We start from the raw sequence: 11,756 nt of genomic DNA on the forward strand, positions 1-11,756 counted from the left end.
CGCCATGGCAACGATCCACGTGGATGGCCGTTCCTACAGTGTCGATGGGGCCGACAATCTGCTGCACGCCTGCCTGTCGCTGGGCCTCGATATTCCGTATTTCTGCTGGCACCCGGCCATGGGCAGTGTCGGGGCCTGCCGCCAGTGTGCGGTCAAGCAGTTCAAGGACGCCGATGACGATAAGGGCATGCTGGTGATGTCCTGCATGGCGCCGGTGCAGGACGACGCGCGTATCTCGATCGATGACGAAGAAGCCCGGGAGTTCCGGGCCAGTGTCGTCGAGTGGCTGATGATCAATCACCCCCACGATTGCCCGGTCTGCGAAGAGGGCGGCCATTGCCACCTGCAGGACATGACGGTGATGACCGGCCACGACCGGCGCCGCTATCGCTTCCGCAAGCGGACCCATCGCAACCAGTACCTGGGTCCGTTCATCGCCCACGAGATGAATCGCTGTATCACCTGTTACCGCTGTGTGCGTTTCTACAACGACTACGCCGGCGGGACCGACCTGGGCGCGTTTGGCGCCAACAACAACGTCTACTTTGGCCGCTACCAGGAAGGCACGCTGGAGAGTGAGTTCTCCGGCAACCTCACCGAAGTGTGTCCCACCGGCGTGTTTACCGACCAGACCCACAGCGACCGTTACACTCGCAAGTGGGATCTGCAGTTTGCGCCGGGTATCTGCCACCAGTGCGCGGTGGGCTGCAACATCAGTCCGGGCGAGCGCTACGGCGAGATCCGCCGGATCGAAAATCGCTACCACGGCGAGGTGAACCGCTTCTTCCTGTGTGATCGCGGTCGCTTTGGCTACGGCTATGTCAATCGCAAGGACCGCCCGACCCAGCCCGAGTGGCGGGCAGAGCCGGAAGCTGAACCGGTCACCCTGGATGTGAACGCAGCGCTCGACCGGGGCAGCGATGCGCTCAGGGACGCGTATCGGGTTATTGGCATCGGCTCACCCCGCGCCAGCCTGGAGAGCAACCACCAACTGCGGGATCTGGTGGGCGAGGGTAATTTCTCCACCGGGATTGCCGCCGATGAACTGGCCTGCCTCGAGCTGATGGCGGACCTGAACCGCACCTGCGGCCTGCCGACACCAAATCTGCGGGACATCGAAGAACACGATGCCGTCCTGGTGCTGGGGGAAGACCTGATCCAGAGTGCTGCGCGCCTGGGGTTATCGGTGCGCCAGGCCGTCCTGGGGCGTCGCGAGGCGCTGGCGGAAGATCGTGGCATCCCCACCTGGAACGCCGAAGCGGTGAAAACGCTGGGGCAGGACAGCCGCTATCCGCTTTTCGTCGCTTATCCCGTGGCCACCGGGCTGGATGGCATTGCGGAGAACCGTCTGCGACTGGCTCCAGACGACATTGCGCGTTTGGGTCACGCGGTCGCGCACCGGATCGACGCCTCGGCACCGGAGGTTCCCGGGCTGGAGGCACCGCTCGCTGAAGCGGCGAATCGCATGGCCGAAGCCCTGCTGGCGGCAACCCGGCCGCTGGTGGTCAGCGGCGGGTCCCTGAATTCCACCGCCATTCTGGACGCCGCTGGCAATATCGCCCGGGCGCTGTCGCGTCGAGCTCGTATGGGCGGCTTGGCACTGGTCCGGCGTGAGGCCAACAGCACCGGCCTTCAGATGATGGGCGGGCAGACCCTGGAATGGGCGCTTGAGCAGTTGGAGGCGGAGCAGGCCGACGCATTGGTGATCCTTGAGAATGACCTGTACGAACGGCTGCCGGCCAGGCGGGTCCAGCACGCGCTGTCCCGGGCCAGAACCGTGGTGGTACTGGACCATCAGCGAACCCCGACGTTGGAGCGCGCTACGTTGGCGTTGCCGGCGGCCAGTTTTGCCGAAGCCGACGGGACCTTGGTCAGTCTGGAAGGTCGGGCGCAGCGCTTCTTCCAGGTCTACGACCCGGGCTATATCCGCCCGGAGACCCGCATCCGCGAGAGCTGGCGCTGGTTGCACGCACTGGCTGCCGGTCGGCGTCGTGAGTCGATTTCGGACATCACCCTGGATCAAGTGACCCGGGACTGCGCGTGGCGACATCCGGCCCTGGCCGGCATGGTGGGAGCTGCACCGGGTGCCGATTACCGGGTGCAGGGTGTGAAGCTGGCCCGCGAGCCTCATCGTTACAGCGGCCGCACGGCGATGCGCGCCAACATTAACGTGTCCGAGCCGCGCACGCCGCAGGACCCGGATACACCGTTTGCCTTTTCCATGGAGGGCTATAACGGCTTTGACCGTCCGCGCCAGTCCGTCGCCTTCGCCTGGGCGCCCGGCTGGAATTCGCCCCAGGCCTGGAACAAGTTCACCGATGAAGTGGGCGGTCACCTGCGGGCCGGGGATCCCGGCATACGCCTGCTGGAACCGGTACCCGGCCGCTACGTCTATTCCAGCAATATCCCGCAGGCCTATCGGCGTTCGGACGATGAATGGCGATTGGTGATCCTGCCGCGGTTGTTTGGTGGCGAGGAAACCTCGGCGCGCGCCGAACCCATCCAGGCGCGCGCCGGTCAGGCCGTGGCGGTGCTGTCGCCAGAGGATGCCGGTGCACTGAATATTGCCGATGGCGGCGGTGTCCGGGTGATCACCGATGACGGGCAGTGGGTGTTTCCGGTGCGCACGGAGGCGGGCTGTCCGTCCGGCTTGCTGTTCATCCCGGCCGGTGCGGACGCGGCCCTGCGAAGCGGTATGCCAGTGAGTCTCGCGGCCAGCGGTGATACGCCCCGGGATGATAAGGGTCTGACCGGGGAGGTGCGCCCATGAGCTGGCTGACACCCCAGGTCATCGACATTCTCTATGCCATGTTCCAGGCGATCGTCATCCTGCTGGCCGCCGTCCTTCTCGGTGCGGTGATGACGGTGGTGGAGCGCCGCTTGCTGGGGCTCTGGCAGGATCGCTACGGGCCCAATCGGGTCGGCCCCTTCGGCTCGCTGCAGCTGATCGCGGACATGATCAAGATCTTTTTCAAGGAGGACTGGATCCCGCCGTTTGCCGACCGCAAGCTGTTCATGCTCGCTCCGGCGATTGCCATGGCGTCACTGCTGCTGTCATTCATGATCATCCCGATCACGCCGGGCTGGGGCATTGCCGATTTGAACATCGGGTTGCTGTTCTTCTTCGCCATGGCCGGTATCAACGTCTACGCGGTGCTGTTCGGCGGCTGGGCGAGCGGCAACAAGTACGCCTTGCTGGGCGCCATGCGGGCGTCGGCCCAGACCCTGTCCTATGAAGTGTTCATGGGGCTGGCGCTGATGGGCGTGGTGGGCATCACCGGGTCGTTCAACATGCGGGAGATCGTCCAGGCCCAGGAAGGGCTGTGGTTTATCGTGCCGCAGTTCTTCGGCTTCTGTACGTTCCTGGTCGCCGGTATTGCGGTGACGCACCGTCATCCCTTCGACCAGCCGGAAGCCGAGCAGGAGCTGGCGGATGGCTACCACATCGAGTTCTCCAGCATGAAGTTCGGTATGTTCTTCATCGGCGAATACGTCGGCATGGTGCTGGTATCGGCGTTGATCGTGACGCTGTTCTTTGGCGGCTGGCAGGGCCCGTGGTTGCCGCCGATCGTCTGGTTTGCGCTCAAGACCGCGTTTTTCCTGATGCTGTTCGTGCTTTTGCGGGCCTCTCTGCCACGGCCCCGGTATGACCGGGTCATGAGCTTCGGCTGGAAAGTCTGCCTGCCGCTGACACTGATCAATCTCTTGGTCACCGGTGCGGTGATCCTGTTGGACGCACCGGGCTGAGAAGGAGGTTCGACATGCTGAAATGGCTGTTCACCGGTACCTGGTCCCAACTGCGGACCATCGGCATTGTCTTTATGCATTCGTTTCGTAAGCGCGAAACCCTGAACTATCCGGAGGAGCCGGTGCCGCTGCCGCCGCGGTACCGGGGGCGTATCGTACTGACCCGGGACCCGGACGGCGAGGAACGTTGCGTGGCCTGCAACCTGTGCGCTGTGGCCTGCCCGGTAGACTGCATCTCGCTGCAGAAAGGCGAGAAAGATGACGGTCGCTGGTACCCGGAATTTTTCCGCATCAACTTTTCCCGCTGCATTTTCTGCGGCATGTGTGAGGAGGCCTGTCCGACGTCGGCGATCCAGCTCACACCGGATTTCGAGATGGCCGAGTACGAGCGACAGGAGCTGGTCTACGAGAAGGAAGACCTGCTGATCAGCGGGCCCGGCAAGGACCACGACTACCACTTCTACAAGGTGGCGGGTCTGTCGATTGCCGGCAAGGACAAGGGCAAGGCCCAGAACGAAGACGAACCGATCGACGTGAAGACGCTGCTGCCCTGAAATTCCGGGCAGCGCGCCAGCCAGAGGACGGACCTATGGAGTTGGCCTTTTACCTCAGCGGACTGGTGGCGGTGATTGCCACGCTGGGGGTGATTACCGGCACCAATGCCGTGCATTCGCTGCTGAACCTGATTGTCTCGCTGATTGCCGTGGCCATCGTGTTCTTCGCGCTGGGCGCGCCTTTTGCCGGGGCTTTGGAAATCATCGTCTATGCCGGGGCGATCATGGTGCTGTTCGTGTTCGTGGTGATGATCCTGAACCTGGGGCAGGGCGCGGCGGAACAGGAACGGCTGTGGCTGCAGGCACGGACCTGGATCCTGCCGGCGATCCTGTCGCTGGTCTTGCTGGGCACGTTGCTGGTCGCCCTGTCGGCCGGCGATGGCGGGCGGATGATCAGCGGTGACATGCTGACCGCCAAAGCCGTGGGCCGCACCCTGTTCGGGCCGTGGCTGCTGGTGGTGGAGCTGGCAGCGATGTTGCTGTTGGCCGGTCTGGTGACCGCATCGCACGTGGGCCGACTGCCGCGCGACCGCCGGGACGACAAAAAGGGAGGGAATTGATGAACGGCATTCCCATGGAACACGGGCTGGCCCTGGCGGCGGTGCTGTTTGCGCTGGGCCTCGCGGGGTTGATGTTCCGCCGCAATATGGTCTTCGTGTTGATGAGTCTGGAGGTAATGCTCAACGCCGCCGGTTTGGCGTTCATCGTGGCGGGCACCGCCTGGGGGCAGCCGGAAGGGCAGGCCATGTTCCTGCTGGTGATCACCCTGGCAGCGGCGGAAGCCAGTGTGGCGCTGGCGTTATTGATCCAGCTCTACCATCGCTTCAAGACGCTCGACACCGATAAAGCCAGCGGGATGCGAGGATGACAATGGCCCTGACCCTGTTGCCCCTGACATTCCTGTTTCCCCTGGCCGGCTGCCTGATCCTGGCGCTGGGCTATCGCCATCTGGGCGAGCGGGCCAGCGCGGCGGTGGGTTACACCAGTGTTGGCCTCGCGGCCCTGGTGACCGTGTTCATCGTCATCGATTTCATGTCCGGTGACCAGACGCCCCAGCGGCTGACACTGTGGACCTGGGTCGCGGTGGACCATTTCCGACCCACCATCGGCCTGATGCTGGACGGCCTCTCGATCACCATGCTGGGTGTGATCACCGGCGTCGGCTTCCTGATCCATCTGTTCGCAGCCTGGTATATGCGTGGCGAGGAGGGCATCACCCGCTTCTTCGCCTACATGAACCTGTTTGTCTTCAGCATGGTGCTGCTGGTGCTGGGGGACAACCTGTTGCTGCTGTTCCTGGGCTGGGAAGGCGTGGGCCTGTGCAGCTACCTGCTGATTGGTTACTACTACGAGCACACAGAGAACGGCATGGCGGCGTTCAAGGCTTTCGTTGTGACCCGGATCGGGGACATCTTCCTCGCCATCGGCTTGTTCCTGCTGTTCACCGAGCTGGGCACGCTGGACATCGCCACGATTCTCGATAAAGCGCCGGCACTCTGGCAGAAGGGCAATCCGGTCGTCGAAGCCGCCGCCTTGCTGCTGCTGGGTGGGGCGCTCGGCAAATCCGCCCAGCTGCCGCTCCACACCTGGCTGGCCGACGCCATGGCCGGTCCCACACCGGTCTCGGCGCTGATCCATGCTGCCACCATGGTCACCGCCGGGGTGTACCTGATCGCCCGCATGCACGGGCTCTACGACCTGGCCCCCACGGCGCAGTACATCGTCGGGCTGATCGGCGCGCTGACGTTGCTGATCGCGGGTTTTGCGGCGCTGGCCCAAACCGACATCAAGCGCATCCTGGCCTATTCCACCATGAGCCAAATCGGCTACATGTTCCTGGCGTTGGGCGTGGGCGCCTACAGTGCCGCCATTTTCCACCTGATGATCCACGCCTTCTTCAAGGCGCTGCTGTTCCTGTCGGCCGGCGCAGTCATCATCAGCTGCCACCACGAGCAGGAGATGGCCCGACTGGGTGGGTTGTGGCGCAAGCTGCCATTGGCCTATGCCGGGTTCGTGATCGGCGGGGCGGCCCTGGCCGCGCTGCCCCTGGTGACCGCCGGTTTCTACAGCAAGGACGAGATCCTCTGGGAGGCCTTAGCGGCGAAGCAAAGCGGTTTGTTGGCAGCCGGGCTCGTGGGCGCGTTGCTGACCTCGTTCTACACCCTGCGCCTGATCGTTGGGACCTTCCACGGCGAACCGGGCAGCGACAAGGCCCGGCACGCGGATCCGGGCAAGGGCATCCAGCACGGCCTGCCGCTGCTCGTCTTGATGGTGCTGTCGACCTTTATCGGGGCGGGGATCACGCCGCCGCTTTCGGACGTCTTGCCGGCGGGACCGGGCGAAGCCACCGAGTCGGGGCATACGGCGCTGGAGCTGATGGCGTCCGCCACGGCGATGGGTGGGGTATTGATTGCCGGCTGGCTGTTCCTGTTCCGGCGGGCATGGCTGGGCCGGGTCGTCGCCCGCGGCCCGGGGGCCTGGTTGTGGCACCTCTGGCACAACGCCTGGGGATTCGATGCGCTGTTCGACCGGTTGTTGGTCCGCCCTTATAAGGTCCTGGTGCGATGGCTGCGAGGCGACTTGATCGACGCGCTTTTCATGATCCTCGCCGCGCTGGTGCGGGTTTGTAATGCGGTGTTGGTCAGAACCCAGACCGGCCGGCTGCGGACCTACGCCACCTCCATGGTGCTCGGGGCCGCTCTGGTGCTGCTTGCGCTGGCGATGGGGTACTGAATGGCTGAAGGGATGACACTGATGCAGGAGCACAAGGCACTATGATTCTCGTCTGGCTGATCCTGATCCCGTTTATCGGGGGGCTGTTCTGCTGGCGTGCCGAGCGCTGGGGCGACAAGGTGCCGCGTTGGATTGCGCTGGCCACCATGCTGTTGGTGCTGATCACCACGCTGGTGCTCTGGTGGCAGGGCGATTACCAGTTGCCCAAGACTGGCAGCCCCGAGGCCGTGCGCTGGGCGATTGAATGGCATGTGCCGTGGATACCGCGCTTCGGCATCGATATTCACCTGGCGATGGACGGCCTGTCGCTGATCCTGATTGCGCTGACCGGCTTGCTGGGGGCGCTGGCGGTGATCTGCTCCTGGAAGGAGATCTCCAACCGGGTCGGTTTCTTTCACCTGAACCTGCTCTTTATCCTCGGCGGGGTGGTGGGTGTGTTCCTGTCCATCGACCTGTTCCTGTTCTTCTGTTTCTGGGAAATGATGCTGGTCCCCATGTACTTCCTGATCGCCCTGTGGGGACACAGCGGCTCCGCCGGCAAGACCCGGATCCGGACGGCGACCAAGTTCTTCATCTACACCCAGGCCAGCGGGTTATTGATGCTGGTGGCTATCCTGGCGCTGGTCTTTGCCCATCACGCCAGCAGCGGCGTCTACACCTTCAGCTACCTGGAGTTGCTGGGCACGCCCATGTCCGAGACGTTCGCCTACTGGCTGATGCTGGGTTTCTTTATCGCGTTCGCGGTGAAGCTGCCGGTGGTGCCGCTGCACGGCTGGTTGCCGGACGCTCACGCCCAGGCGCCAACGGCAGGCAGCGTGGATCTGGCGGGGATTCTGCTGAAGACGGCGGCCTACGGGATGCTGCGCTTCTGCCTGCCGCTGTTCCCGGAGGCCTCACAGGCGTTCGCCCCGGTGGCGATGGCGCTCGGGGTGATCGGTATCTTCTACGGGGCGCTGCTGGCGGCCGGTCAGCAGGACGTCAAACGGTTGATCGCCTATACCAGCATCTCCCACATGGGCTTTGTTCTGATCGGCATCTACGCCGGCACATCCATCGCCTTGCAGGGGGTCATCGTGTTGATGGTCGCCCACGCGTTCTCGGCCGCCGGCCTGTTCATACTCAGTGGTCAGCTCTATGAACGGGTGCATACCCGCGATTTACGCTTGATGGGCGGCCTCTGGGGGCGCATCGACAAACTGCCGGTGTTTACGCTCTGCTTTGTGGCCGCCTCGCTGGGCATGCCGGGCACGGCCAATTTCATCGGTGAATTCCTGGTGCTTTTCGGCACGTTCCCGGTAGCGCCGATCGTGACCGTGCTGGCCAGTGTCAGCATGGTGCTGGCGGTGCTCTACTCGTTACTGATCATGCAGCGCGTCCACTTCGGGCCGCCACAAGGTGAGGTGCATTTCTCCGGGCTCGACTGGCGGGAATACTCCATGATGCTGACTCTGGTGGCCCTGGTTCTTTTCTTCGGGTTTTATCCGCAGCTGCTGGTGGATACGACCCTGGCCGTGACCAATGAAGTTCACCAGCTGTTTACCTCCGGCGCCGTGGGCGCAGCCATTCAATCTCTGGCGGAGGCTCGCTGATGCTGACAAAGACCGACATGATGGCATTGACCCCCGTCATCCTGGTGTGCGCCACGGCGATCACTGTGATGCTCGGCATTGCCTGGCGCCGCCAGCACGCGGTGACGGTCCTGGTCTCGGCCGTCGGGTTGAATATCGCGTTGCTGTCGCTATTCCTGTTTGGCGAACTCGGGACGGTGCGCACGCCCATGCTGGTTTTTGATGGCGTGACGATACTGGGGATGGGCATGGTGCTGGTGTCGTCACTGGCCTGTGCCACCTTCAGTCACGCCTATCTGGACGGCTATCCGGGTGCCCGGGAAGAGTTCTACCTGTTGCTGCTGTGTGCGGCTGCCGGCGGCATGGTGCTGACCGCCGCGGACCATCTCGCCACGCTGTTCTTCGGTCTGGAACTGCTGTCCATGCCGCTCTATGGGATGCTGGCGTACACTTTCCGCGACCGCAATTCTCTGGAAGCCGGGATCAAGTACCTGGTGTTGTCGGCCACTGCCACCGCCTTCCTGTTGTTCGGGATGGCACTGCTGTATGCGCAGACGGGGCACCTGGATATTCCGGGCCTGGTCGAAGGGATGAGCGGCGGTGTCGGGCCTTGGGCACTTGCGGGCGTGGGGCTGGTGCTGGTGGGCCTGTGTTTTAAGTTGTCGATTATTCCGTTCCATCTCTGGACGCCGGACGTCTATCAGGGCGGCCCGGGACCGGCGGTGACGTTCCTGGCCACGGCGAGTAAAGTGGCGGCGTTTATCGTACTGTTGCGGATCGTCGAAGCGATCCCGGCGTTTCACGGTGCCCAGGCCCAGACGCTGTTGGCGGGCCTGGCGTTACTGACCATGCTGGCCGGTAATGTGCTGGCACTGCTCCAGGCCAACATCAAACGCCTGCTGGGGTATTCCTCCATCGCCCATTTTGGCTATCTGTTGGTAGCGATCGTGGTGGCGGACAAGCTGGCGGTGGAAACCGGTGGCATTTACCTGGTCACTTACCTGGTCACCACGTTGGGCGCCTTCGGGGTCGTGACTCTGCTGTCGAGCCCTTACGGTGGCGACGATGCCTCGGCGTTGCACCACTATCGCGGTCTGTTCTGGCGCCGGCCCTATCTGGCGGCGGTGCTCACGGTCGCCATGCTCTCCCTGGCTGGCATCCCGTTTACCGCCGGCTTTATCGGCAAGTTCTACATCATCGCCCTGGGCGTGGAAGCGCAACGCTGGTGGCTGGTGGCCGGTATCGTGCTGGGCAGCGCCATCGGTCTGTATTACTACCTGCGGGTCACCATCACCCTCTACCTGATGGAACCCGGTATGCAGCGGCGGGATGCCCCTAATGACTGGGGGCTCCGGGCCGGGGGGCTGGTCGTATTGCTGCTGGCGGTGCTGATGATCCTGATGGGGGTCTATCCGGCCCCCGTGGTTCACTGGATGTCTTTGCTGTCCCTGGCCTGATGGCGACGGTGTGTCTACATTGGCGATCCTTGATGTCCTCTGCCCGCGTCCTCACGTCTGGTGGTATTGGGTCGAAAGGCCCCAACACGCAGAGCCGACACAGCTCCGGATACCGTCGGGTGTCTGCCTGATTTTGCGTTACGGGTTGTGGTTTACCTGATGTCGCTCCGGATCGGCTGACATTTCCTTGCTATGCAGGAAAATCGAGGTTAATCCGCTATGACAAACTCAAAAGATCCATTTCCTTCACGCTTGAAAGAAAAGAAGGCGCCGTTCGTTCGCACCGATCCCATTGTGCATTCGCGCAACCAATGGCGCTGGGAAGGTCCGCTGGATGAGGTGGCACTATCGCGCTATGAGCGCGATGGTTTCATCTGGTTCAGTGGTTTCTTCTCTCAGGAACAGATGAACCCGTTTTTCGATGAGCTGAAGGCCATGGCCAAGGACAAGAAGCTGATGGAGTCGGAACAGGTCATCACCGATCCCAACTCAGGCGACATCCGCTCCGTGTTCGGGATGCATCAGCTCTCCGATCATTTTGACCGTCTGACCCGGGATCCGCGCATCTTGGGCATGGTGCGCCAATTGCTGGGCAGCGAGGTTTATATCCACCAGTCCCGGATCAACGACAAGTTCGGGTTCTAGGGCAGTGGGTTCGACTGGCACTCGGACTTCGAGACCTGGCATGCCGAGGACGGAATGCCGAGAATGCGGGCCGTCAGTGCGTCCCTGATGCTGACGGACAATAATGAATTCAATGGTCCGCTGATGTTGATTCCCGGCTCGCACCGCTGGTTCGTGCCCTGCGTCGGCGAAACGCCCGACACGAACTGGAAGGATTCGCTGAAAGCGCAACGTCTTGGCGTGCCGGATCGGGACTCGCTGGCCAAGCTTGCCGATCAGGGCGGCATCCAGGCGCCGAAGGGGCCGGCTGGATCCCTGTTGCTGTTCGAGTGCAACACGTTGCACGCGTCCAACAGAACATGTCTCCCTGGCCTCGTTCGAACCTGTTCTTTGTCTATAACAGCATCGAGAACACGCTGGGTGAGCCCTATGCCGCGCCCCAGGCGCGCCCGGAATTCCTGGCATCCCGGGAGCAGTGTGAGAGCCTGACCATGCACGACGATTTTCCAGAGCTCGCCAACCAGGGCGTCAGCCCGCTTCACTAGCCCGTTCGGTTCAGGCAGCAGGCTTTGAATTTACGGCCGCTCCCACAGGGGCAGCGGTCGTTGCGACCCGGTTTGAGGAGTCCCTGTTCCGGTTTGCCGCTGTGATAGAACCAGTGACCGTCCTGCTGGTAGAACCTGGACGTTTCTTCCAGGTAGCCCCACTGGCCCTGTTCCCGGAAGACTGCGCGGAAGTGCACGGAGCCCTCGTGACCCGACTGGTCGCTGCTGAAAATCTGCAGGCTGGTCCAGTCGGGTGCGTCCGACAAATCCAGGTCATTTGGCCGCGTTTCCGGATGCCAGGACGTGAGAAGGTAAGGCACGTCCTTAAGGACAAAAGCACTGAACCGGGACCGCATGAGCGCTTCCGGGGAAGAAACCGGTGCACCGGTATGCAGTGGTCCGCAACAATCGCCATAGGCGATACCGCTTCCGCAAGGGCAGGTTTGGTCCTGATCCATATCGAATTCTCCCGATGAAACTGGAAACGAAAAAAAACGCCAGCTCAGGGAGCTGGCGTTTTCTCTGGGC

The 11,756-nt window shown here is 62.9% G+C and carries 10 protein-coding genes and 1 pseudogene; 10 read left to right on the forward strand and 1 reads right to left on the reverse strand.

The features are described 5' to 3' along the window. Nucleotides 1-4 precede the first annotated feature (4 nt). The 10 genes and pseudogenes from nuoG to EB809_RS21225 all read left to right on the forward strand — a co-directional run bounded on the left by nuoG (nucleotide 5) and on the right by EB809_RS21225 (nucleotide 11,228). Nucleotides 5-2,770 (forward strand): NADH-quinone oxidoreductase subunit NuoG, encoded by a 2,766-nt coding sequence (nuoG, locus tag EB809_RS03095; RefSeq protein WP_123633339.1) that lies wholly within the window; start codon nucleotides 5-7, stop codon nucleotides 2,768-2,770. After that, on the forward strand, nucleotides 2,767-3,747 hold the full coding sequence (gene nuoH / locus EB809_RS03100; RefSeq protein ID WP_123633340.1) for an NADH-quinone oxidoreductase subunit NuoH: 981 nt from the start codon (nucleotides 2,767-2,769) through the stop codon (nucleotides 3,745-3,747). Before nuoG ends, nuoH begins: the two co-directional genes overlap by 4 nt. A gap of 14 nt (nucleotides 3,748-3,761) precedes the next feature. Next, complete coding sequence (gene nuoI / locus EB809_RS03105; protein WP_123633341.1) at nucleotides 3,762-4,301, forward strand: NADH-quinone oxidoreductase subunit NuoI; 540 nt, start codon at nucleotides 3,762-3,764, stop codon at nucleotides 4,299-4,301. Between the two features lie 35 nt (nucleotides 4,302-4,336). Further along, nucleotides 4,337-4,861 carry an NADH-quinone oxidoreductase subunit J gene (gene nuoJ / locus EB809_RS03110; RefSeq protein ID WP_123633342.1) on the forward strand — a complete coding sequence of 175 codons (525 nt, stop codon included), beginning with the start codon at nucleotides 4,337-4,339 and terminating at the stop codon, nucleotides 4,859-4,861. After that, a complete protein-coding gene (nuoK, locus tag EB809_RS03115) occupies nucleotides 4,861-5,169 on the forward strand; it encodes an NADH-quinone oxidoreductase subunit NuoK (RefSeq protein WP_123633343.1) in 309 nt (102 codons plus the stop codon). Before nuoJ ends, nuoK begins: the two co-directional genes overlap by 1 nt. Nucleotides 5,170-5,177: 8 nt before the next feature. Next, entirely contained in the window at nucleotides 5,178-7,034 is a 1,857-nt protein-coding gene (nuoL, locus tag EB809_RS03120; RefSeq protein ID WP_123633386.1) for an NADH-quinone oxidoreductase subunit L, read from the forward strand. A 41-nt stretch (nucleotides 7,035-7,075) separates the two neighbouring features. After that, nucleotides 7,076-8,623 carry an NADH-quinone oxidoreductase subunit M gene (gene nuoM, locus EB809_RS03125; protein ID WP_123633344.1) on the forward strand — a complete coding sequence of 516 codons (1,548 nt, stop codon included), beginning with the start codon at nucleotides 7,076-7,078 and terminating at the stop codon, nucleotides 8,621-8,623. After that, nucleotides 8,620-10,059 (forward strand): NADH-quinone oxidoreductase subunit NuoN, encoded by a 1,440-nt coding sequence (nuoN, locus tag EB809_RS03130; protein ID WP_411711039.1) that lies wholly within the window; start codon nucleotides 8,620-8,622, stop codon nucleotides 10,057-10,059. Before nuoM ends, nuoN begins: the two co-directional genes overlap by 4 nt. A gap of 405 nt (nucleotides 10,060-10,464) precedes the next feature. After that, nucleotides 10,465-10,977: pseudogene (locus tag EB809_RS21220) on the forward strand (phytanoyl-CoA dioxygenase family protein); the annotation flags it as partial. 65 nt (nucleotides 10,978-11,042) lie between these two features. Beyond that, a complete protein-coding gene (locus EB809_RS21225) occupies nucleotides 11,043-11,228 on the forward strand; it encodes a hypothetical protein (RefSeq protein WP_317848695.1) in 186 nt (61 codons plus the stop codon). Here the strand turns inward: EB809_RS21225 and EB809_RS03140 are convergent. Further along, on the reverse strand, nucleotides 11,225-11,686 hold the full coding sequence (locus EB809_RS03140; RefSeq protein ID WP_123633346.1) for a YchJ family protein: 462 nt from the start codon (nucleotides 11,684-11,686) through the stop codon (nucleotides 11,225-11,227). The two genes, EB809_RS21225 and EB809_RS03140, sit on opposite strands and share 4 nt — an antisense overlap. Between the last annotated feature and the right edge of the window lie 70 nt (nucleotides 11,687-11,756).

Origin of the sequence: Marinobacter sp. R17 (assembly GCF_003789045.1) — a bacterium.
Taxonomy (GTDB): domain Bacteria; phylum Pseudomonadota; class Gammaproteobacteria; order Pseudomonadales; family Oleiphilaceae; genus Marinobacter_A; species Marinobacter_A mangrovi.

Bases quoted from the DNA above. Each gene is read 5' to 3' on its own strand.
- nuoG (WP_123633339.1), top strand. From the start codon at position 5: ATGGCAACGATCCACGTGGATGGCCGTTCCTACAGTGTCGATGGGGCC.
- nuoK (WP_123633343.1), top strand. From the start codon at position 4,861: ATGAACGGCATTCCCATGGAACACGGGCTGGCCCTGGCGGCGGTGCTG.
- EB809_RS21225 (WP_317848695.1), top strand. From the start codon at position 11,043: ATGTCTCCCTGGCCTCGTTCGAACCTGTTCTTTGTCTATAACAGCATC.
- EB809_RS03140 (WP_123633346.1), bottom strand. From the start codon at position 11,686: ATGGATCAGGACCAAACCTGCCCTTGCGGAAGCGGTATCGCCTATGGC.
- nuoH (WP_123633340.1), top strand. From the start codon at position 2,767: ATGAGCTGGCTGACACCCCAGGTCATCGACATTCTCTATGCCATGTTC.
- nuoJ (WP_123633342.1), top strand. From the start codon at position 4,337: ATGGAGTTGGCCTTTTACCTCAGCGGACTGGTGGCGGTGATTGCCACG.
- nuoM (WP_123633344.1), top strand. From the start codon at position 7,076: ATGATTCTCGTCTGGCTGATCCTGATCCCGTTTATCGGGGGGCTGTTC.
- nuoI (WP_123633341.1), top strand. From the start codon at position 3,762: ATGCTGAAATGGCTGTTCACCGGTACCTGGTCCCAACTGCGGACCATC.